This window comes from Mycobacterium sp. IS-1496, assembly GCF_001499995.1.
In the GTDB taxonomy this organism is placed as follows: Bacteria; Actinomycetota; Actinomycetes; order Mycobacteriales; family Mycobacteriaceae; genus Mycobacterium.
The window spans coordinates 206971-231565 of record NZ_LQIU01000012.1 but is presented as its reverse complement, the minus strand read 5'-3'; the positions used below and the strand labels follow the sequence as shown (position 1 = coordinate 231565).

Below are 24595 nucleotides of genomic sequence, written 5' to 3'. Positions count from 1 at the left end.
GGCTACGCCTTCTTCGCGGCGGCCTTCTTCGCGGCGGTCTTCTTGGCTGCCGTCTTCTTCGCCGGCGCCTTCTTGGCGGCGGCCTTCTTCTTGACCGGACCCCGGGCCCGCCGGTCGGCGAGCAGTTCGGAGGCGCGCTCGTCGGTGATCGACATGACGTCGTCACCCTTGCGCAGGCTGGCGTTGGTCTCACCGTCGGTGACGTACGGGCCGAAGCGGCCGTCCTTGATCACCATCGGCTTACCGCTGACCGGGTCGGCGCCCAGCTCCCGCAGCGGCGGCGTCGCCGCGCCCTGCCTGCCCCGGCGCTTGGGCTCGGAGTAGATCTTGAGCGCCTCGTCGAGCGTGATGGTGAACATCTGCTCCTCGGTGGCCAGCGACCGAGAGTCGTTGCCGCGCTTGAGATACGGTCCGTACCGGCCGTTCTGCGCGGTGATCTCCTCACCGGTGCCGGGATCGACGCCCACCACCCGCGGCAGCGACAGCAGCTTGAGTGCGTCGTCGAGCGTGACGGTCTCGAGGTCCATCGTGCGCAGCAGCGAACCGGTCCGCGGTTTGGGACCCGTGGGCTTCTTGCCCTTCTTCGCCGGGGCGCCGTCTTCGGGCTCGTCCGGCGGTGCGGGCAGCACCTCGGTCACATACGGTCCGTACCGGCCGTCCTTGGCGACGATCTCATGGCCGGTCTCCGGGTCGACACCCAGCGATCGGCCCTCTTGCGGTGTGGAGAACAGCTTCTCGGCCAGTTCGAGGGTCAACTCGTCCGGCGTCAGTTCGTCCTTGAGGTTGGCGCGCTGGGGCTTGAGGTCGCCCGGCTCACCATCCTCGTCGGCCACCATCCGCTCGAGGTACGGACCGTTCTTGCCGACCCGCACGTAGATGGGACGGCCCTCGGCGTCGTCGAAGAGCTTGATGGAGTTGACTTCCCGGGCGTCGATCTCTTCGAGATTGACGCCGACCAGCTTCTTGAGGCCACCCGAGCGGGCGATCGAATCCCCGACACCGTGCTCGCCGCCGAAGTAGAAGTTCTTGAGCCAGTTGGTCCTTCGCTCCTGACCAGAGGCGATCTCGTCGAGTTCGTCTTCCATCGCGGCGGTGAACCCGTAGTCCACGAGACGGCCGAAATGCTGTTCGAGCAGACCGATCACCGCGAACGCCACCCACGACGGGACCAGCGCGCTGCCCTTCTTGTGGACGTAACCGCGGTCCTGGATGGTCTTGATGATCGACGAGTAGGTCGACGGTCGGCCGATGCCCAGATCCTCGAGCGCCTTGATCAGCGAGGCCTCGGTGTAGCGGGCGGGCGGGCTGGTCTGGTGGCCGGCGGGGGTGAGCTCCTTGGCGTCCACCCGCTGGCCCTGGGTCAGGTTCGGCAGTCGGCTCTCGGCGTCGTCGGACTCGCCGCCTGCGAGCTCGTCGATGCTCTCGACGTAGGCCTTGAGGAAGCCGGCGAAGGTGATGGTGCGCCCGCTCGCGGAGAACACCACCGACTGGCCGTCTCGGGAGTCGCCGGCGATCCGCAGGCTCAGCGTGGTGCCCCGCGCGTCGGCCATCTGCGAGGCGACGGTGCGCTGCCAGATCAGCTCGTAGAGCCGGAACTCGTCGGTGTCGAGCTGGGCGTGCAGCTGCCCGGGGGTCTGGAACACGTCGCCGGCGGGGCGGATCGCCTCGTGCGCCTCCTGGGCGTTCTTGACCTTGCGGGTGTACTGGCGCGGCGTCGGGTGGACGTACTCCTCGCCGTAGAGCTGGCGAGCCTGATTGCGCGCGGCGTCGATGGCCGACTGCGACAGCGTGGTCGAGTCGGTACGCATATAGGTGATGTAGCCGTTCTCGTACAGGCGTTGGGCGATGCTCATCGTGCGCTCCGAGGAGAACCGCAGTTTGCGCCCGGCCTCCTGCTGCAGCGTCGAGGTCATGAACGGCGCGTAGGGCCTACGCGTGTAGGGCTTCTGTTCGACCGAGGCGACCGACAGCTGCGCGCCCTGCAGACCCGCCGCCAACGCCCCGGCCGCGGCCTCGTCGAGGACCAGGACCTCGTCGGGTTTGCGCACCTGACCGAGTGAGTCGAAATCACGGCCCGAGGCCACCCGGCGGCCGTCGACGCTGTTGAGTTTCGCCGTGAACGTCGGCGGGGTGGCCTGCGCATCGGAGACGCTGGCGTCCAGTTCGGCGCTCACATCCCAGTAGCCGGCGGTGCGGAACGCCATCCGCTCGCGTTCACGCTGCACGATGATGCGGGTCGCCACGGACTGCACGCGGCCGGCCGACAGCTTCGGCGCCACCTTCTTCCACAGCACCGGGCTGACCTCGTAGCCGTAGAGACGGTCGAGGATGCGGCGGGTCTCCTGCGCGTCGACCAGGTCGTTGTCGAGGTCACGGGGGTCTTCGGCGGCGGCGCGGATCGCCGATTCGGTGATCTCGTGGAACACCATCCGCTTGACCGGGATGCGCGGTTTGAGCGTCTCCAGCAGATGCCAGGCGATGGCCTCGCCCTCGCGGTCGCCGTCCGTCGCGAGATAGAGCTCGTCCACCCCTTTGAGGATGTCCTTGAGCTCCGCCACGGTGCTCTTCTTGTCCGGGCTGATGATGTAGAGCGGTTCGAAGTCGTGTTCGACGTTTACGCCGAGACGGGCCCATGGCTCCGACTTGTACTTCGCGGGTACGTCCGCAGCGGCCCTGGGCAGGTCGCGGATGTGTCCGCGCGACGATTCGACGATGTAGTTCGAGCCGAGGTAACCGGCGATTTTGCGTGCCTTCGTCGGCGACTCGACAATGACGAGTCGCCGCACGCTACCGTTTCCGCCTCTGCGGCTACCGTCAGCCAACTGGATCCTGCTCCAATTCCTCGATCGCCATCCGGCGCCGGATGCCTCCGTCAGCGCCTGTCGGCACCTGACAATTTCGCACCCTACGCTGACCGACGCAAACTGACCCCTTCGTCACGGGTCACTGAACGCTGGGCCAGTGGGGCAACGCCGCGGCGTGTTCCGGAGGTTCCCCCACCGTCTCTACCAGGCGTGTCAGGCGTCGTCGACCACTGATCCGCAGTGCCGGACGGGACCCTCTGGTGCCGATCAGCGTCGGTGCGATCCCGATGCGCATCATCGCCGACGCCAGCGGCGAATGGGTGTCCGGCGCGTGCGGGTCCAGCCCGAGCAGGTAGCCGTTGGGTTCCCTGGTGCCTGACGCCAACGTCCACGCCCGCAATTCGCGGGGTCCGGGCAGCCACTGCGGGGGGACCGTCTTGACCGCGCCACGGGTCCACTCGGCGGCGATCGCGACGAGCCGCGGCTCCACGGCGGTGCGCACCAGCGGGGTGTTCTCGTCGGTGCGCGAGATCTCCGGGGTCAATCCGGCGTCGGCGATCATCTCGGCGAGCGCCTCGGCCCGCCACAGATCGTCCACGACCACCGAGAGCCGGGCGCCCTGGTCCCGGCCCGTGCCGACCAGCACCACCTGACCGGGCGCGGCGAGCAACCCGGTGAGGTCGGCGACGGCGGGGGGTACCGCCTCCGCCGAGAAGAAGGACAGCTGGCTCACGAATCGACAGTAAGCCAGCCGAGCGTCCGCCGTGAGGTGCCCCGCGGCATGCGGAACAACGGCACCGCGAACGAGAACACCCCCACAGTTCCGTGGAAGCGGATCAGTGGGGGTGTTTCGTCAGGCTCGCTGTACTAGATGGTGCGCACACCCGTAGCTTGCGGCCCCTTGGGGCTCTGGCCGACCTCGAACTCGACCTTCTGGTTCTCCTCCAGGGTGCGGAAGCCGCTGCCCTGAATCTCCGTGTAGTGGACAAACACGTCTGCGGAGCCGTCCTCGGGGGCGATGAAACCGAACCCCTTCTCCGCGTTGAACCACTTCACAGTTCCCTGTGGCATTTCCTGTTGTTTCCTTTTCTTCTTCTCCGGGTGCGGTCCACCGTTTCGGTACACCGGGCCCGTTCCGACCGCCATCCTTCGTGGAGTCGTCGGAACTCGACCCGACCTACAACCCTCGCAGGAACCGCGATCGCAACGTCGATCCTGCGAGTGCGAGTACACGAACACAGAAGCTGCGACCGCGCTAAGTCAATCACGTTCAGCGCTGGTGCGACAGTCTCAGCGCACTTCCTTGGGGAACAATTCACCTGTGCACCGACGCCGACGGCGCGGCGCACTGTTACGGGCGTGTTTCGGGAAGGCGGGCAGTGTCAGATTTCGGCCGGGAGCTGCTGTCTTGTGCGGTGGCGGGAGTGGTGGCCGACGAGCATCCGCTGCGTCACGTCGCCGACCTCCCGCCGCGTTCGGGGCAGCCGCAATCGTGGCCGCAGTGGGCGCATCCAGATGTCGTGCGGGCGTTTGTTGATCGGGGCGTGCGCACGCCGTGGTCGCATCAGCGCGCGGCGGCCGACCTCGCCCATGACGGCAGGCACGTGGTGCTGTCCACCGGCACGGCGTCGGGCAAGTCGCTGGCCTACCAGCTGCCGATCCTGTCCGCGATGGCGTCCGAGCCTCGTACGCGCGCACTGTATCTGTCGCCGACGAAGGCGCTCGGTCACGATCAGCTGCGCACCGCTCAGGCCCTCACCGACGCCGTCCCCGCACTGCACGACGTGGCTCCGTCGTCCTATGACGGCGACAGCCCCGTCGACGTCCGGCGATTCGCCAGGGAGCGGTCGCGCTGGATCTTCTCCAATCCGGACATGATCCATCTGTCGCTGCTGCGCAACCACGCCCGCTGGGCGGTCTTCCTGCGCCACCTCAAGTTCATCGTGGTCGACGAATGCCATTACTACCGTGGCATATTCGGATCGAACGTGGCGCTGGTGCTGCGCCGCCTGCTGCGGCTGTGCGCGCGGTACTCGGCCGATTCGGGAGGGCCGACGGTGATCTTCGCCAGCGCGACGACCGCCGCACCCGCCGCGACCGCCGCCGAGTTGATCGGTCAGACGGTCGAGGAGGTCACCGACGACGGGTCACCGCAGGGCGCGCGGACGGTGGCGCTGTGGGAGCCGGCGCTGCTCACCGATCTGGTCGGCGAGAACGGCGCTCCGGTACGACGATCCGCGGGTGCGGAGGCCGCCCGGGTGATGGCCGATCTGATGGCCGAAGGGGCGCGGACGCTGACATTCGTGCGGTCCCGCCGCGGGGCCGAACTCACCGCGCTCGGCGCGCGGGCCCGCCTCGAGGAGGTCGCACCCGAACTGATCGAGCAGGTGGCCTCCTACCGCGCCGGCTATCTGGCCGAGGACCGCCGTGAACTGGAACGCGCCCTGGCCGACGGCCGACTGCGGGGCTTGGCCACCACCAACGCCCTCGAACTCGGCGTCGACATCGCGGGACTGGATGCGGTGGTGCTGGCCGGATTCCCGGGCACGGTCACGTCGTTCTGGCAGCAGGCGGGGCGTTCGGGCCGGCGCGGCCAGGGCGCGCTGATCGTGCTGGTGGCCCGCGACGACCCCCTCGACACCTACCTGGTGCATCATCCGGAGGCCCTGCTGGACCGGCCCATCGAACGGGTGGTGATCGATCCGGCCAACCCCTATGTGCTTGCCCCGCAACTGCTCTGTGCCGCCACCGAACTGCCGCTCACCGATTCCGAGGTGCGGATGTGGGACGCCGAAACGGTGGCGGAATCGCTGGTCGACGACGGTCTGCTGCGCCGCCGGGCGCACGGGTACTTCCCCGTACCCGGCCTCGATCCCCATCCCGCCGTGGACATCCGCGGATCCACCGGCGGGCAGATCGCCATCCTCGAGGCCGACACCGGGCGCATGCTCGGCAGTGCGAACGCCGGCCAGGCGGCGGCGTCGGTGCATCCGGGGGCGGTGTACCTGCACCAGGGCGAGAGCTACGTCGTGGACTCCCTGTCGTTCGAGGACGGTGTGGCGTTCGTGCACGCCGAGGACCCCGGCTACACCACCTTCGCCAGGGAGGTGACCGACATCGCGGTGACCGGCGCCGGCGAGCGGGAGCCCCACGGTGCGGTGACCGTCGGCCTGGTTCCGGTGTCGGTGTCCAACACCGTGGTCGGCTACCTGCGCCGCCGACTCAACGGTGAGGTCATCGATTTCGTCGAACTGGACATGCCGACCCGGACGCTGGACACCATGGCGGCAATGTGCACGATCACCCCGGATGCACTGCTGGACAACGGGATCGACCCGTTGCGGTTCCCCGGCTCGCTGCACGCCGCCGAGCACGCCGCGATCGGGCTGCTACCGCTGGTGGCCAGTTGCGACCGCGGCGACATCGGCGGGGTGTCGACCGCGGTGGGCCCGGAGGAAGGGCTGCCGACGATCTTCGTCTACGACGGTCATCCGGGCGGGGCCGGGTTCGCCGCGCGCGGGTTTCGTCAGATCCGCACCTGGTGGACGGCCACCGCGGACGCCATCGAGGCGTGTGAGTGTCCGGGGGGCTGCCCGTCCTGTGTGCAGTCACCCAAATGCGGGAACGGCAATGATCCGCTCGACAAGGCGGGTGCGGTGAGGGTGCTGCGGTTGGTGCTGCGCGCGCTGGGCGATCGTCGGCGTTGACAGGGGGAACCGACCGACCCCTCGACGGTCGACTCCTCACACGCGATTCGTTTCGTGCACCCGGAAGCGGGCTGGAAGCAAAATACCTCGTTAGGGCATTGTTCGCCACAGAATCGGCGTCGTTTCCAGGGCGGACGCACCGTGATCGCGGCGGCTGCGCGACGGATTCGGTGGCTGTTCGTGCCACGTTAAAATCGCGGGCATGAGCCACGACTGGCTGCTGGTGGAGACACTGGGGAGTGAGCCCGTCGTCGTCGCACAGGGTCGGCGAACCGAGAAGATGGTTCCGATCAGTGCGTTCCTGCGGCGCAGTCCCCATCTGATGGCGGTGCAAACCGCCATCGCCGAGACCGTTCACGCAGGTCAGGGGCTGTCCAGCATCACCCCGAAAAACGACCGTGTGATTCGCACTGAGGTGGTGCAGATGTCCGACGGCCGCATTCACGGCGTCCACGTCTGGATCGGCCCACCGAAGCTGGACCCGCCCGAGCGTCCGCTACCCGGTCCGCTGAAGTGGGATCTGGCGACCGGTATCGCGACCGCCACCACGCAGTCGCTGGCCAACAGCGGTCGCGACCCCGGCGTGGAGGACACCCACGGCCGGGCGTTGGCCGAGGACCTGCCGATGCGCGACCTCAACCCGAGCGAAACCAAGGTTCTGTCGATGGCGATCCGGCCCGAGCCCGGCCAGACCTTCTGCAGCACCTGGGATGTCACCGATCATCAGGGGACGCCCATCGCGGTCGGATTCAGCGCCCGTGCCCTGCTCGAGGCAGAGGACGGCGGCGCGGAGAGACTGGTCTGCCGGGCGATGAACTGGCGCGCGGAGCGAGAGGGTCCCGAGCAGCCGGCGCCGGACCACCTGGCCCAGCGGATCCTCGACGGGTTGGCCCAGGCCGGGCTGCACCGGGCCCTGGTGGATCTGGACAACTGGAAGCTCTTGAAGTGGCTCGACCCGCCGGCCCCGTTCTATGACTGGCGGGCCAACGAGGTGCACCCGGATGACGACGTCCACCTGGCACGCATGATCACCGAACTCGCCGACCGGGCCACGACGGCGGTTCTGCGGTTGCGGACCGCCGATGGGGGGTGGGCGCCGGTGCACGTCACGATCAACCGGATCGAACTCGAACCGGGGACCATCGCGGGCCTCGCCTCGGTGCGGCTGCCGACCGACGAGGAACTGCGCGAGGCACGGTTGCCGGCCGCCACCGCGCCGCCGTCGTCACCGGAGTAACGCCGGGCCCGCCCGCGCCGCCGCGCGCGCAGGACCGAGGCGCCACGCCCCCAGGCCCGTCGCGGCCTCGACGTGGACGACCACCTGCAGACCGTCGACGGTGCAGTCGGCGGCCGTCGTGTTCATCGACCTGGCGACGAATGTCGCCTGTGCGCAGGCTGACCCGGCTCCCGAGGCGATCTGACCGGCCGCTGCCAACGCGGCGAGGTCCGCGGCGGCCTGCGCCCGGTGGCGTGCGATGACCGCCGACCCGACCTGGGCCAGACCACCGGTGACGACCACCAGAGCCGCCACGGCGGCGACCGCGATGAGGCTCGCCGCGCCGCGCTCATCGGACGCCGGGTTCGGTCGCCGCGACCGCCTGCGCGGCGATGGTGACTCCCAACAGGATCGGAGGTCGGCTGCTGACGCGCGCGACGACCACGTGTCCGTCCCGCCGGAGATCGACCGCCGCCCCGTCCGGGGCGATCCTGCCCGCCACCTCGGTGGCCGACCGCTCGTCACCGCGGGCCGCGAGCCGTGCCGCCTCACGCGCGGCGTCGACGCAGCGCACCTGTGCACCGACGGCGGACAGGCCGGCGACGCACATGCCCAGCACGACCACCAGCGCGGCGACGGCGAACGCCGCCTCGACCGTGGCGCCACCGGATTCGCCACTCAGACATCGGTTTTCAGTGCGCGGCTGATGATGTTGGTCAGTGCGCTCACGATCGAGTCGCCGGTCACCACCGTGTAGAGAATCGCACCGAACGCCGCCGCGGCGACCGTCCCGATGGCGTATTCGACGGTGGACATGCCGGCGTCGTCGACCGCCAGCACGGTCAACCGCGCCTGGAACTCCTCGAGCATCGCCCTCAACGACATCGTGCCCTCCCTTGCTCCCGTCCGCGGAGGGTCCGCGAATCCCGGTCCTCACCACAGCCCCGACTGCAGGACGTCACCGGCCAGGCCGACCACCACGGGCACAATGCCCAGGCACAGGAAGGCCGGCAGGTAGCACACGCCGAGCGGCGCGGCGATCAGCACACCCGCCCGCTCGGCGGCGGCCCGCGCCATATCGGCTGCGTCGCCTCGTGATTCGGCGGCCAGATCGGCGACACCGCGCGCAAGGGCGGTACCGGACTCCGCGGACCGGCGGGCCAGCCGCATCAGGGCGCGGGCGTGGTCGTCGAGCGGCGGCCCGGGATCCGACCAGGCGGTCGCCGCGTCGGCGCCGAGGGCCAGCATGTCGGCCGCCCGAACGAGGATGCGGGCCAGGCCGGGCGGCGCCGATGTCGCCGTGGCGGACGCGGCGGCCGACACCGCCATCCCCGACGACAGGCAGGCCGCCAGTAGGTCGAAGGTCGACGCCGCGGCGAGTGGATCATCGGTGCCGCGCTGCTCGGCCTGCCGGGTGGCCGGCCGACCGGCCGCGCGCAGCCGGGCCATCCGGACGCCGCCGTCCCGGCCGGTCAGCAGCAGGGCCAGGGCCAGCAGCGTGGCCGCCACGCTCACCCCGTCACCCCCGCGGTGATGCGGTCCGACCACAACAGCCCGACGCACGACAGCGTCACACCGATGAGCAGCAGCCAACCGCCTGCCCCACCGGCGAGCAGGAAACGCACCGGATCGGCGCCGATCAGCTGGCCGAGGCCGATCCCGAGCACGGGCAGACCCGCCAGCACCGCCGCGGTCGCCCGGGCCCCCGCCATACCGGCGCTCACCCGGGACGAAAAGCGTTGTCGCTCGGCGATATCGCGCTGTGCGGTCTGCATCAGCGCGGCGATGGAGAGTCCGTGGGTCTGGGCCAGGTCCCAGCACACCGCGATGCGACCCCACTGGGACGCGAGCGCGGACTTTCCGGCGGTGTCGTGAAGGCCCGCCGCCACGTCCGCGCCGAGTCGGGCGCGCGCCGCGACCGCCCGCAGGGAGTCCGCCACCTGCCCGTCGGTCTCCCCCGCGGCAGCCTCGAAGGCGGCCACCGGGTGTGCGCCCACTCGGAGTTCGCCCACCAGAACCTCGAGCGCAGCCTGCAACGACTCCGACTCCCGGTCCCGCCGCCCCCGGGCGCGCCGGCGGCGCATCCGCACTGCGGCGGTGGCACCGGCCACGCCTGCCGCCAGCACGACGCCGGCGGACGCCACCGACCACAACACGACCGCCGACAGCGCCATCGGCACAGTGAGCGCGCGAAGGCGCCGGCGCCGCACCGACCGGGCCACCGGTGGGTGCAGCCGCCGGCTCACGTCGACGGGGTTGAGCAGCAGCGCCACCGCGAGCGCGACCGCGGCGACACTCATGCAGTCCTCCTCGACGACACCAGGCCGCGAAGCTCCTCCGCACCGGCGTCGAGTCCACGACCGGTCCGCCATGCCGGGACCACCCGGACGCGGCCGTCGTCGTGCGGCCGCAGTACCGCGATCTCCGTGAGCCGGCGGATCCCGGTGCCGTCGCGAGAAACGTGCAGCAGCACCTGCACCGCGGCCGCCAACTGGCTGTGCAACACCGGGCTGCTGAGCCCGCCCACTGCGCCGAGCGCCTCCATCCGGGCCGGGACCTCGGCGGGATTGTTGGCGTGCACGGTGCCCGCACCGCCGTCGTGACCGGTGTTGAGCGCGGCGAGCAGGTCGACCACCTCCGCGCCGCGGACCTCGCCGACGACGATCCGGTCGGGCCGCATCCGCAGTGCCTGGCGCACGAGTTCCCGCACCGTCACCTCACCGACCCCCTCGACGTTGGCGCCGCGGGCGACGAGTTTCACCACGTGTGGATGCCGGGGTGCCAGTTCTGCGGCGTCCTCGACGCAGACGATCCGCTCGTGGGGCGCGACGGCGCCGAGAGCGGCCGCGAGCAGTGTCGTCTTTCCCGCCCCGGTACCACCGCTGATCAAAAACGCCAGCCGGGCGTCGATGACGTCACGGAGCAGCGGGAACGCCGCGTCGGCGATAGTCCCCGCGCCGACGAGGGCGGCGAGATCCTGGGAAGCCGGACGCAGCACCCGCAGGGACAGGCACGTACCGGCGGCCGCGACCGGCGGGAGGACGGCATGCAGGCGCACGGTGAACTCGCCGGTGCCCAGCCCCTGCAGTTGACCGTCGACCCACGGCTGGGCCTCGTCGAGGCGCCGACCGGCGGCCAGCGCCAGCCGCTGCGCGAGGCGACGCACGGCGCCTTCGTCGGTGAACCGGACCGCCGTGCGGCGCAGCCCCTGCCCGTCGTCGACCCACACGGCGTCCGGCGCGGTGACCAGGACATCGGTGGTGCCGTCGGCGCAGAGCAGGGGTTCGAGAGGGCCGGCGCCGGTCAGTTCCGTCTGCAACGCACGCAGATTGGTGAGCACCTCGGTGTCACCGAGCACGCCGCCCGATTCGGCCCGGATGGCGGCCGCGACGACCGCAGGGTTCAGTGGGGACGCTTCGGCGGCGAGCCGCTCGCGCACCCGGTCGATCAGCGATGCCGTCACGCCGCCGCCTCCGCGGGATGACGGTGCAGCACGGTCAGCACCCGGCGCGCGGCGGCCGCCAGTGGGGACCGTCCGGAGATGCGCAGGCCGCCGCGTTCGAGCGCCTCGGCCACACCGGGTTGTGGTCGCATCGCGGCCAGCAGCGGCAGCCCGACCGACCGCGCCACCTCCGACGCGCGCAAACCGCCCGGCGCCGGCCCGCGAACCACCAGGCCGACGTTCGGGTTGATCGCCGACAGCCACGGCACCATCGCGCCTGCCGCCGCACAGGCGCGGACCTCGGCCGTGACGATCACGATCACCAGGTCGGCGGCGTCGAGCGCGACCTCCGCGGCCGAGGTCGAGCGACGAGGCACGTCGCACACCACCGTCGCACCGCCACGGCTGCCCGCCTCGACCACCGAGGCCAGCGCGGTCGGCTCGATCTCCGCTGCGCCGCGCCCATTGGCCAGCAGGGTCACGCCGCCGTGCCGGGGCAGAGCGTCGCGCAGTGACGGGTAGGCGAGCCGGCCGCCCCGCAGGGACAGGTCCGGCCAGCGCAGGCCTGCCGTCGTCTCGGCACCCAGGAGCAGGTCAAGCCCGCCACTCCACGGATCGACGTCGACGAGCAGCGCGTCGGGAGCGGACAGCGCGAGCGCCGCGGCGAGTACGGATGCTCCCGCACCGCCCCGACCGGCCACGACAGCGGCGACGGGCCCCTGCTGGGCGTCCTCGCGCACCGCGTCGACGGCGTCGGCGAGCAGCACGACCAGCTCACCCTCCTGCTCGGGCAGCGTCAGCACCCGCTGCGCGCCCACGGTGATCGCGGCGTGCCAGTGGTCCTCGTCGAGCGGGGCGTGCGCGATGAGGATGACCCGGTCGCGCCTGGGGAGTGCCTGTTCGGCGCACCGCCGGGCCGTCTGCTCGTCGAGGAGGACGGCCGCCGCGGCGCACCAGCCCTTCCGGCTCGACGGTTGGGCGGTGTGGACCACCGCGACCGACGCCGCCGCGGCGATGCGGTCGACGTCGTCGCGCAGGGCCGGACCGCTCAGCATCACGAGCACACCTGGGGTGGTCATGGCCCAACTGTGCCGCGCGGGCCGGCAACGGAACGCCGGCCGACGCCTGTTCCGCTACCACCTGTGGATGAACCAGCAACTGTGGACAACTGGCCGACGGGGCTCTGGATGTCAGTTCGGCAACGTTTCGGTCTCGAAATGAGTTATCCCGAATGCGAATGCAACCCCCGAAAAAGGGACGACCCCCGCCAGGGGGGGGGAGGAGGCGGAGGTCGTCGTGTATCAGCCCCGGGGGGTCGGGCTGATGCACACCCGGCATAACCCGGGTAACGCCCACTATACACACGGTACGGCCACGGAATGCAAGTCCCAGAGGCGTTTGTCATGAGTGATTCGTGAGAAAACTGCGCGTTCAGACACGTGTCGTGATCTGCCATTTTGTACGCCTGGCCCCCCGGATGTCACGGCCTTCGTGTTTATGCTGGCCACGTGAGCGCATCTGAGCAGGACGCCGAGTCGCCGAGCGACCGACGAGCGGTCTCGTCGCCCGATCACCCGGTGCGCACCGCCGCGTTTTTCGATCTTGACAAGACGGTCATTGCGAAGTCGAGCACATTGGCTTTCAGCAAACCTTTCTTCGATCAGGGCCTGCTGAACCGGCGAGCCGTGCTCAAGTCGACCTACGCGCAGTTCTTCTTTCTGATGTCGGGCGCCGACCACGACCAGATGGACCGCATGCGGTCCTACGTGACGAACATGTGCACCGGCTGGGACGTCGAGCAGATCAAGTCCATCGTCGGCGAGACGCTGCACGACATCGTCGATCCTCTGGTCTTCGCCGAGGCGGCCGACCTGATCGCCGACCACAAACTCTGCGGCCGCGACGTGGTCGTCGTGTCGGCGTCCGGTGAGGAGATCGTGGCGCCGATCGCCCGCGCACTGGGCGCCACCCATGCGATGGCGACCCGGATGGTCGTCGAAGACGGGCGCTACACCGGGGAGATCGCCTTCTACTGCTACGGCGAGGGCAAGGTCGAGGCCATCCGCGCGCTGGCGGCGCGCGAGGGATACGCGCTCGAGCACTGCTACGCCTACTCCGATTCGATCACCGATCTGCCGATGCTGTCGGCGGTCGGCCATCCGACGGTGGTCAACCCCGACCGCGCGCTGCGCAAGGAGGCCGCCGCCAGGGGCTGGCCGGTGCAGACCTTCACCCGGCCGGTGTCGCTGCGCGACCGGATCCCCGCCCCGTCGGGTGCCGCGGTCGCCACCACCGCGGCGGTCGGGATGAGCGCGCTGGCCGCCGGCGCGCTGACGTATTCGCTGCTCCGCCGCTTCGCGCTCTGACGGGTTGCTGAGGCGTAGGCCGTAACGATCGGGAATCGGGCCGGTGTCGGCCTTGATGTGGCGGCCGTCACGGAGTACAAAGGAGGCACGGAAGCCTGACGAGGCCAAGATGTCACCGGAAGAGAAGGCGACACCTCCCAAGCCAGGCAACCCAGCACGGAACCCGGCACCCACGCGGAGCACATGCCGCGGAATAGGCAAAAGTGTTGCGGGCCTGCGTAATTGCGAAAAGCGGACGATGACGACGACTCTTTGGGTGGAGAAGTCCATCGAAGCGCATCGCACTGACGCCGAGGCCAGCCCACGCAACCCCCACAGCACGCTTGGTAACCGGAGTCCGTGCTAGCGGGCGGCGAGCCGAACTCGGATCGGATCGTCGCCCGCTTCGCGTTGCTGGGAGGTCATCCCGAAGCGATCTGCAGGGCCTCGCGAGCCCCCTCGTGCAGCGCCCGGCAACTCAGCAGCAACCACGCGGTGAGCCCGTCGGGTGTCCCGGATGCGAACCCGCGTGCGGCGGCCTGATAGTCCCCGGACTGGCGCATCCAGTACACCTCGGGCACTCCGAGACCGTGCGGATCCAGCCCGCTGGTGATCGTCACCAAGCGCGACACTCCCCTGGCCACGACGCCGTCGGCAGTGCCGAACGGCGCCAACGTCAGCAGTTCGCCGTGTGCGACGGCGGCGAGCACGGGGGCCGGTGCCCGGGAGCCTCCGGTGAGGATCCCGACAAGCAGCTCCAGACGCCTGCCGACGCCGGCGTCCGCGCGGGGCCGACCGAGGTGTTCGTCGTCGGTGAGGTCGGCGGCCGCCAACGAATGCAGCCGGGCGAGTGCCTGCAGCGGGGCGCGCTGCCACACGTCGACCAGCGCGGTCGCACCCCCCTCCAGCGCCTGCGAGACCCGCAGCGCACCGGCCAGCACCGGATCGGGCTCACCGGTCTCGGCCAGTTGCAGTGATCCACCGTCGAGCACCGACGACGCCCGCGCCGCCCGCAGCGCCGCCTCGGCGGCCGTGGCCGGCCAGCCGCGCAGGTTGGTCTTGTGTCGATGTGCCTGCCCCAGCGCGGTGCGGGCCTCGTCGCTGGCCTCGGCCACTCCGGGTAGCTCGACGAGGGGGGCCAGCGGATCGGTCATGGCTGCCCACCGTAGTCGACCGCTGGGCCGCGGATTCCCGACGCTCGTCGCACGCAATCGGCCGTCCGCAGGTGGTGATGTGAGGTCTCGATGTGTAGTTCACGTCGGGTGACTACGCTCACACCCATGTCCGAGGTGCACACCGAAGTCCCGTCCAGCTACCCGCCGCCCGCCGAGTTCGCCGAGCAGGCGAACGCCGGAGCGGAGATGTACCGCGAAGCCGAGGAGGACCGACTCGCCTTCTGGGGCAAGCAGGCCGAGCGGTTGTCGTGGGACACCCCGTTCACCGAGGTGCTGGACTGGTCGGACGCACCGTTCGCGAAGTGGTTCGTCGGCGGCAAGATCAACGTCGCCTACAACTGCGTCGACCGGCACGTCGAGGCCGGCAACGGCAATCGCGTGGCGATCCACTGGGAGGGTGAGCCCGTCGGCGACTCGCGCACCCTGACCTACGCCGAACTCAAGGACGAGGTGTGCAAGGCGGCCAACGCGCTGACCGACCTGGGCCTGGCGGCCGGCGACCGGGTGGCCATCTACATGCCGATGGTGCCCGAGGCGATCGTGGCGATGCTGGCCTGCGCACGGTTGGGTGTCATGCACTCCGTGGTGTTCGCCGGGTTCTCGGCCTCCGCGCTCAAGGCACGTATCGAGGACGCCGAAGCCAAACTCGTCATCACCACCGACGGCCAGTACCGTCGCGGCAAGGCCGCCTCTCTGAAGGAAGCGGTCGACGAGGCCGTCGACGGTCAGCCCTCGATCGAACACGTCCTGGTGGTGCGGCGCACCGGGATCGACATCTCGTGGACCGACGGGCGCGACCTGTGGTGGCACGAGACCGTCGACGGCGCGTCCGCCGAGCACACCCCCGAGGCCTTCGACTCCGAGCACCCGCTGTTCCTGCTCTACACCTCGGGCACCACGGGCAAGCCCAAGGGCATCATGCACACCACCGGCGGCTTCCTCGTGCAGTCGTCGTACACGCACTACAACGTGTTCGACGTGAAACCCGACAGCGACGTCTACTGGTGCACCGCCGACATCGGCTGGGTCACCGGCCACACCTACATCGTCTACGGGCCACTGTCGAACGGCGTGACCCAGGTGGTCTACGAGGGCACCCCGACGTCACCGACCGAGCACCGGCACTTCGAGGTCATCGAGAAGTACGGCGTCACCATCTACTACACCGCGCCGACGCTGATCCGCACGTTCATGAAGCTCGGCCGCGCGATCCCCGACGCCCACGATCTGTCGAGTCTGCGGCTGCTCGGTTCGGTCGGTGAGCCGATCAACCCGGAGGCGTGGCGGTGGTATCGAAACGCGTTCGGCGACAACAAGACCCCGATCGTGGACACCTGGTGGCAGACCGAGACCGGTGCGATCATGATCTCTCCGCTCCCGGGTGTCACGGCGGCCAAACCGGGTTCGGCGATGACGCCGCTGCCCGGCATCTCGGCCAAGATCGTCGACGACGACGGTAATCAGCTCCCGCCCGGCAGCGACCACGGTGAGCAGGCGAACGGATATCTGGTCCTCGACCAGCCCTGGCCGGCGATGCTGCGCGGCATCTGGAACGACCCCCAGCGCTTCAAGGACACCTACTGGTCCCGATTCGCCGAGCAGGGTTGGTATTTCGCCGGTGACGGCGCGCGGTACGACGCGGACGGCAACATCTGGGTGTTGGGCCGCATCGACGACGTGATGAACGTGTCCGGACACCGGATCTCGACCGCGGAGGTGGAGTCGGCGCTCGTGGGGCACTCGCACGTGGCCGAAGCCGCCGTTGTCGGCGCCACCGACGACCACACCGGACAGGCGATCTGCGCGTTCGTGATCCTCGAATCCTCGGCCGCGGACAAGCCGCACGAGCACATGGTCGAGGAACTGCGCGCCGAGGTGTCCAAGGAGATCTCACCGATCGCCCGCCCGCGGGAGATCCACGTGGTGCCCGAACTCCCGAAGACCCGCAGCGGCAAGATCATGCGCCGTCTGCTGCGCGACGTCGCCGAGGGCCGCGAACTCGGCGACACCTCGACACTGGTCGACCCGGGCGTGTTCGAGGCGATCCGCGCCAGCAAGGCCGAGGTCTAGTCCGCAGTCGGCCGCGGGAAAGCTAGGCCACCGCGCCGACCGGGACGAATCCCGAACCCGGCCGGCCCTTGGCGGCGATGTCGGCCAGCTGGGTGTTGAACGACATCGTCACCGCCGGGGTGTGCAGCGGGATGTACTTCACGACACACGTGGGCAGACCTTCGGTGTAGGCGCCGTGGATCATGCCGACGAGGCGGTTGTCGACCGTGACCGGCGCACCCGAGTCGCCGGGCTGACCGCACACCTGGTTGACGATCGTGCCCGGATCCTCACCCGGGCCCCATGTCACGCCGCACGAGTAGCCGGTGGTGCGGCCCAGCTTGCAGGCGACCTGACCGAACGCGGGATCGGGTCCGAGACCGTTGATCTGAAAACCGTTGACGTTGTTGGTCGGGGTGACCTTCTGCGGGTCGAACTGGATCACCGCGTAGTCGAGCGCCTCGTTGCCGGCGACCATGGTGCCGAGGATCCCCGCGTCCTGCGCCCCCTCGGCCGACACCGTCGCACCGGGTCCTCCGCAGTGCGCCGAGGTGAATCCGATCAGGTTGCCGCGGTTGTCGTTGCCGATGGCGGTCAGCGTGCAGAAGGACTCACCGTTGACGATGATGCCCGAGCCACCGCCGAGGACGACGGGGCCGGCGGCGGCCGCGATGGGGGCCGTGGCGAGCGCAGCGGCGATGCTGACGGCCGTGCAGACGGCGAAGCCCGCGACGATCTGCGCCAGTCGGCGGTGTCCGGTACCCAATGTGTCTCCCCCATCGACGTGCCCGACCCGCCTCATGATCAAGTCAGTCTATCGTCGGGCGGAATCGTTTAGCCGATCCCCACATGGCAACATGAAGCGCGACTGACATCACAGCGGGAGGAAGTGTCCGTGAGCCGAGGCGATCGCAAGAACGGCGTGCCCACCACCGTCACATCGATCCCGCTGGTGGATCCACATGCGCCCAAGCCGGATCCCTCGATCGGCGACCTGGTCAAAGACGCCACCTCGCAGGTGTCGACGCTGGTGCGGGCCGAGGTCGAACTGGCCAAGGCCGAGATCACCCGTGACGTCAAGAAGGGGCTGACCGGCAGCGTCTTCTTCATCGCCGCGCTGGTCGTGCTGTTCTACTCGACGTTCTTCTTCTTCTTCTTCGCCGCCGAACTGCTCGACACGTGGCTGTGGCGGTGGGCGTCGTTCCTCATCGTCTTCGGCGTCATGGTGGTGGTGACCGCGCTGCTGGCGCTGCTCGGATATCTGAAGGTACGCCGGATCCGGGGCCCGCAGAAGACGATCGAGTCGGTGAAGGAGACGCGCGAAGCGCTGACCCCGGGCCACGACAAGACACCGAAGGCGGTCGCGGCCGCGGACGGTCAGAAGACCGGCGACCCGTCCGGCTGGTAATGCCGCCACCCGACCCCTCGGTCGTCCGGATCGACGGTCCCTGGCGTCATCTCGAGGTCCACGCCAACGGCATCCGCTTCCACGTCGTGGAGGCCGAGTCGCCGGACGCGGCCACCGTCCCGATGACCGAGCGGCCGCTTGTCATCCTGCTGCACGGATTCGCCTCGTTCTGGTGGTCGTGGCGCCACCAACTGCGAGGTCTGGGCGGTGCGCGCGTCGTGGCCGTCGACCTTCGCGGATACGGCGGCAGTGACAAACCGCCGCGCGGCTACGACGGGTGGACGTTGGCCGGTGACACGGCCGGCCTGGTGCGCGCCCTGGGCCACCAGACCGCGACGCTCGTCGGCCATGCCGACGGGGGGCTGGTGTGTTGGGCGACGTCGGTGCTGCATCCCCGCGTCGTCCGCGCGATCGCGGTGGTCAGTTCGCCGCATCCCGTGGCACTGCGCGCGTCGGTGACGAGGCGGCGCGATCAGGGCCGGGCGCTGCTGCCGTCGCTCCTGCGGTACCAGACGCCGATGTGGCCGGAACGGGCGCTGACCCGCAACGACGGCGCGGAGGTTGAGCACCTCGTCCGGGCCCGATCCAGCGTCAAATGGCAAGCGTCGGACGACTTCTCGGAGACCGTCGGACACCTGCGCAAGGCCATCCAGATCCCGTCGGCCGCACATTCGGCACTGGAGTACCAACGCTGGGCGGTGCGCAGCCAACTGCGCGGCGAGGGCCGTCGATTCATGCGGTTGATGAAGCGGCCGCTGGTGGTCCCGATGCTGCACCTGCGCGGCGACTCCGACCCCTACGTCCTCGACGATCCGGTGTACCGCACCCAGCGCCTCACACCACACGGGCGTTACGTATCACTCGACGGCGCAGGCCATTACGGTCACGAGGAAGCGCCGGACGAGGTCAACCGACAACTCGGCCGGTTCCTCGACCAGGTCTACCGGCGCTGAATCAGCTCACGCAGACGCCGGTGGGCACCCGAGCGGTGTTGCCCACCTTGGCCAGCTGGTGGCCCACCTCGTCGGAGGTCAGCACGAACCCGGTGTCGGCGTCGTCGACGGCGGCGCCGAACACCACGCCGAGCACCTTGCCGCCGCGGTTGATCATCGGACCACCCGAATTGCCCTGACGGACAGTGCCTCTGATGGTGTAGACCTCGCGGGTGACGGTGGTCTTGCGGTAGATGTCCGGCCCGTTGAGCTCGATGGTCTCGCGGACCCGCGCCGGGGTGGCGGTGAAGTCCCCGCCGCCGGGGTAGCCCATCACGATGGCGTCCGTACCCGGAGGCGCCAGTTCGTCGACGAACGGCAGTGGCGCGGCGGGCAGATCGGGAACGTCGAGGATCGAGATGTCGGCGTTCGGGTCGTAGGACACCACGAAGGCGTCGTAGGTCTGACCGTCGACCTCGACGGTGACGCTCTCCGACCCGGCGACGACGTGCGCGTTGGACATCACCCGGTTCGCCGAGACCACGAAGCCGGTGCCCTCGAGCACCTTCTGACAGCCCGGCGCGACACCGCGGATCTTCACCACGCTGTTGCGGGTGGCGCCGACGACCGCATCGGTGGCCAGTGCCGCATCCGGTGCGTCGACGTTCGCGATCGGGGTCCGGCCGAACGGTTCGAGGACCTCGGGCAGGCCCGAGGTGTCGAGCAGACCGGACAGCCTGGTGGGTACCGACTTCAGCCACGGCGGTGCGACGTCGTCCACCTCGGCCAGCACCCGCGACCCCTTGACGGCGGCCGCGAGGTTCGGCTGGTCGGACGCCGTCAGCGGGGTCGCCAGCAGCCATGACGCGAGCAGCACCGCCACGATCTGCAGGCCCACGCCGATCACGGAGTCGAACAGGCGCAGCGTGCGGTTGCGGATCGCGCCACGCACGGCCCGCCCGAGGACCACACCGGCGATCTCGCCGATCACCACCAGCGCGAGGATCAGGAACAGCGCCGCGAACAGTTTGGTGCGCGGCCCGCTGATGTGGGTGACCACGTGCGGTGCGAGCAGCACGCCGGCGACGGCGCCGAGCACCACGCCGATGAACGACATGAGGGACCCCAGCGCGCCCGAACGCCAGCCCGAGACGGCGGCGACGAAGGCAACGGCGAGGACGAGGAGGTCGAGCCACTGAGACGGTGTCATTGTTGAGACTCACCGTAACGGTCATCGTGGCCGACGAGCGCCATTGCCTCGTCGAGTTCCCGAACGTCGTCGGTGTTCCAGGGCACCGCCCACCCGGCGACGTCGAGGATCGCGGAGATGACCTGACCGGTGAAACCCCACACCAGCATCTCGTTGAGCAGGAATGCCGGCCCGGCCCACCTGCGCGAGTTGGCGTCGCGGTAGACCATCAGCCGGTTCTCCGGGTTGACGAACGCGCGCACCGGCACCCGCGCCACGATCGCGGTCTCGCTCTCGTCGACGACGGCCACCGGACCCGGGTCGGGTGAGTAGGCCAGCACGGGCACCACGTGGAAACCCGACGGTGGGATGAACATCCGCTGCAGCGTCGCCAGCGGTTGCAGGCGGCTGGTGTCGAGGCCGGTCTCCTCGGTGGCCTCGCGCAGCGCGGTGTGCACGGGACCCTCGTCGTCGGGGTCGGTGGCACCGCCGGGGAAGGCGGCCTGACCGGCGTGGTGGCGCAGCGTCGACGCCCGCACGGTGACGAGGAGATCGGCGTCGGGGGGCAGGCCGCCGCCGGCGTCCTGGGGTCCGGAGAACAGGACCAGCACGGCGGCGTCGCGCTTCGCGCGGGTGACCGTCGCGGTGGCGTTCGCCGCGGTGATCGCGGCCAGCACGTCCGGGGGCACCCGGCGCCGGTAGGCGCGGGGCACGCTGTCGGTGTTGTCGACCAGCGGTCTGAGCCAGCCGGGCGCGGCGTCGGGCATCAACCGGTGCCCGTCACGCGTCGCGCTCACCCCGGCTCTCCCATCGTCTGGTCCACCGCTTCCTCGATCTCGTCAGCGGTGGCGAACGACCGCGGCACAATTCCGGCAACGCTACCGTCCGGGCGCAGCACGACCGTCGCAGGCATGACGTTGGGCGCCTTGACCGCGGCGGCGATCAGGCGGCGCCCGTCCTGCAGTGTCGGCAGCCGCACCCCCAGCTCGGCCAGCCGCAACAGCCCCGCTGTCTCGTTCTCGTCCTGGTGGACGGTCACCACCGTCACCGCGTCGCCGACCCGGCGCTGGTACTCGGCCATGGCGGGCAGTTCGTCCGCGCACGGACCACACCAGTAGGCCCACAAATTGAGCACCACGGTCCGGCCAGCGAGCGCCCGCGCGACGTCGACCATCTGCCCGTCGCCCGCGCACTCCAGCCTGATCCCGCGCAGCGACTCCGGCCCGGCGCCGACGCCCGGCGGCGGACACGGCGGCAGATCCGCCTCGGCGCGGGGCCCGGCCAGCGCCTCGGGGGTGTCCGCCTCGCGGTGGTCGCGGGCGGGTGCGGGCCCGTCGCGACGGGTGGGCGCGGGACCGTCTCCCAGCTGCATCGACAGCGCGACCACCAGGGCGAGCGCCACGGCGAGCACGGCGACAGTCCAGCGGGTCGAGGTGCTCATGGGGTGTGCGGGGGGGTGGGCTAGAGGCCCGCGAGGGCGAGTAGGTGCTCGGTCTCCGGACCCTTGACCAGGGCGGCCGCGGCTTCGCGGTCGGTCGGTCCGGCGCCGAACGACGGGCAGTCCTTCGCCAGCACGCACACCCCGCAGGCCGGTTTGCGGGCGTGGCAGACCCGGCGGCCGTGGAAGATGACCCGGTGGCTCAGCAGGGTCCACTCGCTGCGCTCGATGAGTTCGCCGATCGCGTGCTCGACCTTCACCGGATCCTCCTCGGCGGTCCACCGCCACCGGCGCACCAGCCGGCCGAAGTGGGTGTCGACGGTGATGCCGGGGACGTCGAAGGCGTTGCCGAGGATGACGTTGGCCGTCTTGCGGCCCACCCCGGGCAGCGTCACGAGGTCGTCGATGTTGCCGGGCACCCGGCCGTCGAAGCGTTCGACGAGTTCCTGGCCGAGCCGGATCAGCGAGTTGGCCTTGTTCCGGTAGAAACCGGTGGGCCGGATGAGCTCCTCGAGTTCGGTGCGGTCGGCCTGGGCGTAGTCGAGCGCGGTGCGGTACTTCTTGAACAGCGCGGGGGTGGTCAGGTTGACCCGCTTGTCGGTGCTCTGCGCGGACAGGATGGTGGCCACCGCGAGTTCGAGCGGATCGGTGAAGTCGAGCTCGCAGTAGACATGTGGGAACGCTTCGGCCAGAGCGCGATTCATCCGCCGTGCCCGGCGCACCAGACCCAGCCGCGTCTCGTTGTCCCACTTCTTGGCGGCAGCACGGCGCGCCGGCTTCGGATCTACCGGGGACAGGGCCGATTTCCCGGCGGAGGACGCACCTGCGGTCACGGCAACCAGACTAGGCGAGAGCTCCGACACCGACCGTGGTGAAGGTGCTCGATACCGGTGACGATTCGTGACCACGCTGAGACCTTCGCCCGGTTTACTTCTGCGTTGTGTCCTGGTTGTTCGTGTCCTTCATCCCCTGGTTGCTGATGGTGGCGACCTTCGGGCTCGAACGCCTGGAGTCCGGTCTCGCCCGCAACACGGTGTCGGCAGCGGACGTCGACGACTTCCTCCAGCAGGCCGATTCCGACGACGTCGGCCGGCTCGCCCGCGACGGGATGGGCCCGGCGCTGGACGGGATGCACCGCCGTCACCAGAATCGCCTGCAACCGGCCGAGATACTTCCGACGCGGACGACGGCCGCGGACGTGCCGCCACGGGTGTTGATCCCGCACCGGCCGAATCCGCAGTTTCAGCCGACCCGCCATGCCAATCGTGTGTAGCGTTGGCACGTTGCGAAACGGAATACCTCTACACTGGGCACGCTAACCAGTAAGAGGTCGGCTTCGTATGTCATCCAACCCAACAGTTTAAGAGGGGCAACGTGGACGAGATCCTGGCCAGGGCCGGAATCTTCCAGGGAGTCGAACCCAGCGCCGTTTCCGCGCTCACCAAGCAGTTGCAGCCCGTGGACTTCCCGCGCGGGCACACCGTGTTCGCCGAGGGCGAGCCCGGTGACCGGCTCTACATCATCATCAACGGCAAGGTGAAGATCGGCCGCCGCTCCCCCGACGGCCGCGAGAACCTCCTGACGATCATGGGCCCGAGCGACATGTTCGGTGAGCTCTCGATCTTCGACCCCGGGCCACGGACGTCGAGCGCCACCACGATCACCGAGGTGCGCGCCGTCTCGATGGACCGGGAAGCGCTGCGCGCGTGGATCGCCGACCGCCCCGAGATCGCCGAGCAGCTCCTGCGGGTGTTGGCCCGCCGCCTGCGCCGGACCAACAACAACCTCGCGGACCTGATCTTCACCGACGTGCCGGGACGCGTGGCCAAGCAGCTGCTGCAGCTCGCGCAGCGGTTCGGCACCCAGGAGGGCGGCGCGCTGCGTGTCACCCACGACCTGACGCAGGAGGAGATCGCCCAGCTCGTCGGCGCCTCCCGCGAGACCGTCAACAAGGCGCTCGCCGACTTCGCCCACCGCGGCTGGATCCGCCTCGAGGGCAAGAGCGTGCTGATCAGCGACTCCGAGCGCCTGGCCCGCCGCGCCCGCTAGATTTTCGGCGATTTCGGCGCGCTCGCGTACGCCCGGCGTATGTGAGCGCGCCGAAATCGCTAAGTGCGCAGGTAGTCCAACTGCGCCTGCACGGATTTCTCGGCCGCGTCCCACAGCTTCTCGTCGACGTCGGTGTAGACGTGCTCGACGACCTGGCGAGCCGACGCGTCCTCCCCGAGCTCCCGCAACGCCCCCCGCACCTGGTTCAGGCGGTCCTCGCGGTGCGCGAGGTACATCGCCGTGACGGCCTCGAGGTCGGGCAGGTCCGGGCCGTGACCGGGTAGCACCGTCCGGCCACCGAGGCCCTGCAGCCGGTGCAGGGAGTCGAGGTAGTCCCGCAGGCTGCCGTCCTCGGTGTCGATGACGGTGGTGCCGCGGCCCAGTACGGTGTCGGCGGTCAGCACCGCGTCGTCGAGGACGAACGACAGGGAGTCGACGGTGTGGCCGGGCGTGGCCATCACGGCGATGCGCAGACCCGCGGCGTTGATGACCTCGCCGTCGGTGAGCGGGCCGCCCAGACCCCGCAGGAATCCGCTGCCCACCGATCGGACGACCGCGCCGGTGCGTTCGACGATCTTGTCGATTCCGCCGGTGTGGTCCTCGTGTTTGTGGCTGATCAGCACCAGTGCGATGCGGCCGAGTCCGGCGACCTTGGCAATGTGCTCGTCGTCATCGGGTCCGGGGTCGACGATCACCAGTTCGTCGCTGCCCGGTCCGCGCAGCACCCAGGTGTTGGTCCCGTCGAGCGTCATCAGCCCTGGGTTGTTGCACAGCAGCACCGAGGCGGTCTCGGTGACCGGCCGCAGCAGCCCGTAGGCCGGATGCTGGGGTGCGCTCACGG

25 protein-coding genes are annotated in these 24595 nt (G+C 69.9%); 8 read left to right on the top strand and 17 right to left on the bottom strand.

What is annotated here, in order from left to right:
• Positions 1-2: 2 nt before the first annotated feature.
• The 3 genes from topA to AU195_RS08610 form a co-directional block, all read right to left on the bottom strand.
• Positions 3-2822: a type I DNA topoisomerase gene (topA, locus tag AU195_RS08620; RefSeq protein ID WP_059158632.1), complete on the bottom strand. Its 2820-nt coding sequence runs from the start codon at positions 2820-2822 to the stop codon at positions 3-5.
• Between the two features lie 121 nt (positions 2823-2943).
• Positions 2944-3537 (bottom strand): hypothetical protein, encoded by a 594-nt coding sequence (locus AU195_RS08615; protein WP_059158631.1) that lies wholly within the window; start codon positions 3535-3537, stop codon positions 2944-2946.
• A 134-nt stretch (positions 3538-3671) separates the two neighbouring features.
• Positions 3672-3875, bottom strand: coding sequence for a cold-shock protein (locus AU195_RS08610; protein ID WP_011562175.1), 204 nt, complete (start codon positions 3873-3875; stop codon positions 3672-3674).
• Positions 3876-4183: 308 nt separating this feature from the next.
• Between AU195_RS08610 and AU195_RS08605 the strand changes: the two genes are divergently transcribed.
• Both AU195_RS08605 and AU195_RS08600 read left to right on the top strand, forming a co-directional pair.
• On the top strand, positions 4184-6511 hold the full coding sequence (locus tag AU195_RS08605) for a DEAD/DEAH box helicase (RefSeq protein WP_059158630.1): 2328 nt from the start codon (positions 4184-4186) through the stop codon (positions 6509-6511).
• Between the two features lie 202 nt (positions 6512-6713).
• A complete protein-coding gene (locus AU195_RS08600; protein WP_172800508.1) occupies positions 6714-7748 on the top strand; it encodes a PAS domain-containing protein in 1035 nt (344 codons plus the stop codon).
• Here the strand turns inward: AU195_RS08600 and AU195_RS08595 are convergent.
• The 7 genes from AU195_RS08595 to ssd all read right to left on the bottom strand — a co-directional run bounded on the left by AU195_RS08595 (position 7737) and on the right by ssd (position 12248).
• Complete coding sequence (locus AU195_RS08595) at positions 7737-8192, bottom strand: Rv3654c family TadE-like protein (RefSeq protein ID WP_082703003.1); 456 nt, start codon at positions 8190-8192, stop codon at positions 7737-7739. The genes AU195_RS08600 and AU195_RS08595 overlap by 12 nt on opposite strands.
• Positions 8077-8337, bottom strand: a complete 261-nt coding sequence (locus AU195_RS08590) for a TadE family type IV pilus minor pilin (protein ID WP_286149172.1) — start codon at positions 8335-8337, stop codon at positions 8077-8079. The genes AU195_RS08595 and AU195_RS08590 overlap by 116 nt, the downstream gene beginning before the upstream one ends.
• Positions 8338-8405: 68 nt before the next feature.
• Complete coding sequence (locus AU195_RS08585) at positions 8406-8612, bottom strand: DUF4244 domain-containing protein (protein WP_059158626.1); 207 nt, start codon at positions 8610-8612, stop codon at positions 8406-8408.
• A 48-nt stretch (positions 8613-8660) separates the two neighbouring features.
• Positions 8661-9242 carry a type II secretion system F family protein gene (locus AU195_RS08580; RefSeq protein WP_059158784.1) on the bottom strand — a complete coding sequence of 194 codons (582 nt, stop codon included), beginning with the start codon at positions 9240-9242 and terminating at the stop codon, positions 8661-8663.
• Positions 9239-10027, bottom strand: coding sequence for a type II secretion system F family protein (locus AU195_RS08575; protein ID WP_059158625.1), 789 nt, complete (start codon positions 10025-10027; stop codon positions 9239-9241). The genes AU195_RS08580 and AU195_RS08575 overlap by 4 nt, the downstream gene beginning before the upstream one ends.
• Positions 10024-11190 carry a TadA family conjugal transfer-associated ATPase gene (locus tag AU195_RS08570; RefSeq protein ID WP_059158624.1) on the bottom strand — a complete coding sequence of 389 codons (1167 nt, stop codon included), beginning with the start codon at positions 11188-11190 and terminating at the stop codon, positions 10024-10026. Before AU195_RS08570 ends, AU195_RS08575 begins: the two co-directional genes overlap by 4 nt.
• A complete protein-coding gene (gene ssd, locus AU195_RS08565) occupies positions 11187-12248 on the bottom strand; it encodes a septum site-determining protein Ssd (protein ID WP_059158623.1) in 1062 nt (353 codons plus the stop codon). The genes AU195_RS08570 and ssd overlap by 4 nt, the downstream gene beginning before the upstream one ends.
• A 498-nt stretch (positions 12249-12746) precedes the next feature.
• Here ssd and AU195_RS08560 point away from each other — a divergent pair, with 498 nt between their 5' ends.
• Positions 12747-13535 (top strand): HAD-IB family hydrolase, encoded by a 789-nt coding sequence (locus AU195_RS08560; protein ID WP_286149170.1) that lies wholly within the window; start codon positions 12747-12749, stop codon positions 13533-13535.
• A gap of 401 nt (positions 13536-13936) precedes the next feature.
• Here AU195_RS08560 and AU195_RS08555 read toward each other — a convergent pair whose 3' ends face one another.
• Positions 13937-14668, bottom strand: a complete 732-nt coding sequence (locus tag AU195_RS08555) for a hypothetical protein (RefSeq protein ID WP_059158621.1) — start codon at positions 14666-14668, stop codon at positions 13937-13939.
• A 126-nt stretch (positions 14669-14794) separates the two neighbouring features.
• On the opposite strand from AU195_RS08555, the gene acs reads away from it, so the two are divergent.
• On the top strand, positions 14795-16759 hold the full coding sequence (gene acs, locus AU195_RS08550; protein ID WP_059158620.1) for an acetate--CoA ligase: 1965 nt from the start codon (positions 14795-14797) through the stop codon (positions 16757-16759).
• 22 nt (positions 16760-16781) lie between these two features.
• On the opposite strand, the gene AU195_RS08545 is transcribed toward acs, so the two are convergent.
• Complete coding sequence (locus AU195_RS08545) at positions 16782-17504, bottom strand: S1 family peptidase (protein WP_059158619.1); 723 nt, start codon at positions 17502-17504, stop codon at positions 16782-16784.
• A 129-nt stretch (positions 17505-17633) separates the two neighbouring features.
• On the opposite strand from AU195_RS08545, the gene AU195_RS08540 reads away from it, so the two are divergent.
• Entirely contained in the window at positions 17634-18146 is a 513-nt protein-coding gene (locus tag AU195_RS08540; protein ID WP_059158783.1) for a phage holin family protein, read from the top strand.
• On the top strand, positions 18146-19099 hold the full coding sequence (locus AU195_RS08535; RefSeq protein WP_059158618.1) for an alpha/beta fold hydrolase: 954 nt from the start codon (positions 18146-18148) through the stop codon (positions 19097-19099). The genes AU195_RS08540 and AU195_RS08535 overlap by 1 nt, the downstream gene beginning before the upstream one ends.
• A gap of 1 nt (position 19100) precedes the next feature.
• On the opposite strand, the gene marP is transcribed toward AU195_RS08535, so the two are convergent.
• Genes marP through nth form a run of 4 tightly spaced genes read right to left on the bottom strand, consistent with a single transcriptional unit; the run spans position 19101 to position 22409 of the window.
• Entirely contained in the window at positions 19101-20288 is a 1188-nt protein-coding gene (gene marP / locus AU195_RS08530) for an acid resistance serine protease MarP (RefSeq protein ID WP_059158617.1), read from the bottom strand.
• Positions 20285-21064 carry an NUDIX hydrolase gene (locus AU195_RS08525; RefSeq protein WP_059158616.1) on the bottom strand — a complete coding sequence of 260 codons (780 nt, stop codon included), beginning with the start codon at positions 21062-21064 and terminating at the stop codon, positions 20285-20287. Before AU195_RS08525 ends, marP begins: the two co-directional genes overlap by 4 nt.
• Complete coding sequence (locus AU195_RS08520) at positions 21061-21708, bottom strand: TlpA family protein disulfide reductase (RefSeq protein ID WP_059158615.1); 648 nt, start codon at positions 21706-21708, stop codon at positions 21061-21063. The genes AU195_RS08525 and AU195_RS08520 overlap by 4 nt, the downstream gene beginning before the upstream one ends.
• Positions 21709-21728: 20 nt before the next feature.
• A complete protein-coding gene (nth, locus tag AU195_RS08515; protein ID WP_172800520.1) occupies positions 21729-22409 on the bottom strand; it encodes an endonuclease III in 681 nt (226 codons plus the stop codon).
• Between the two features lie 236 nt (positions 22410-22645).
• Between nth and AU195_RS08510 the strand changes: the two genes are divergently transcribed.
• Positions 22646-22978 carry a hypothetical protein gene (locus AU195_RS08510; RefSeq protein WP_059158613.1) on the top strand — a complete coding sequence of 111 codons (333 nt, stop codon included), beginning with the start codon at positions 22646-22648 and terminating at the stop codon, positions 22976-22978.
• A gap of 101 nt (positions 22979-23079) precedes the next feature.
• Positions 23080-23754 (top strand): cAMP-activated global transcriptional regulator CRP, encoded by a 675-nt coding sequence (gene crp, locus AU195_RS08505; RefSeq protein WP_011562195.1) that lies wholly within the window; start codon positions 23080-23082, stop codon positions 23752-23754.
• Between the two features lie 59 nt (positions 23755-23813).
• On the opposite strand, the gene AU195_RS08500 is transcribed toward crp, so the two are convergent.
• Complete coding sequence (locus AU195_RS08500) at positions 23814-24593, bottom strand: MBL fold metallo-hydrolase (RefSeq protein WP_059158612.1); 780 nt, start codon at positions 24591-24593, stop codon at positions 23814-23816.
• Between the last annotated feature and the right edge of the window lie 2 nt (positions 24594-24595).

Coding starts and splice junctions, on each gene's coding strand:
- AU195_RS08585 (WP_059158626.1), bottom strand. CDS start 8,612: ATGTCGTTGAGGGCGATGCTCGAGGAGTTCCAGGCGCGGTTGACCGTG.
- AU195_RS08520 (WP_059158615.1), bottom strand. CDS start 21,708: ATGAGCACCTCGACCCGCTGGACTGTCGCCGTGCTCGCCGTGGCGCTC.
- AU195_RS08590 (WP_286149172.1), bottom strand. CDS start 8,337: ATGTGCGTCGCCGGCCTGTCCGCCGTCGGTGCACAGGTGCGCTGCGTC.
- AU195_RS08555 (WP_059158621.1), bottom strand. CDS start 14,668: ATGACCGATCCGCTGGCCCCCCTCGTCGAGCTACCCGGAGTGGCCGAG.
- AU195_RS08535 (WP_059158618.1), top strand. CDS start 18,146: ATGCCGCCACCCGACCCCTCGGTCGTCCGGATCGACGGTCCCTGGCGT.
- AU195_RS08575 (WP_059158625.1), bottom strand. CDS start 10,027: ATGAGTGTCGCCGCGGTCGCGCTCGCGGTGGCGCTGCTGCTCAACCCC.
- nth (WP_172800520.1), bottom strand. CDS start 22,409: ATGAATCGCGCTCTGGCCGAAGCGTTCCCACATGTCTACTGCGAGCTC.
- AU195_RS08600 (WP_172800508.1), top strand. CDS start 6,714: ATGAGCCACGACTGGCTGCTGGTGGAGACACTGGGGAGTGAGCCCGTC.
- acs (WP_059158620.1), top strand. CDS start 14,795: ATGTCCGAGGTGCACACCGAAGTCCCGTCCAGCTACCCGCCGCCCGCC.
- marP (WP_059158617.1), bottom strand. CDS start 20,288: ATGACACCGTCTCAGTGGCTCGACCTCCTCGTCCTCGCCGTTGCCTTC.
- AU195_RS08610 (WP_011562175.1), bottom strand. CDS start 3,875: ATGCCACAGGGAACTGTGAAGTGGTTCAACGCGGAGAAGGGGTTCGGT.
- ssd (WP_059158623.1), bottom strand. CDS start 12,248: ATGACCACCCCAGGTGTGCTCGTGATGCTGAGCGGTCCGGCCCTGCGC.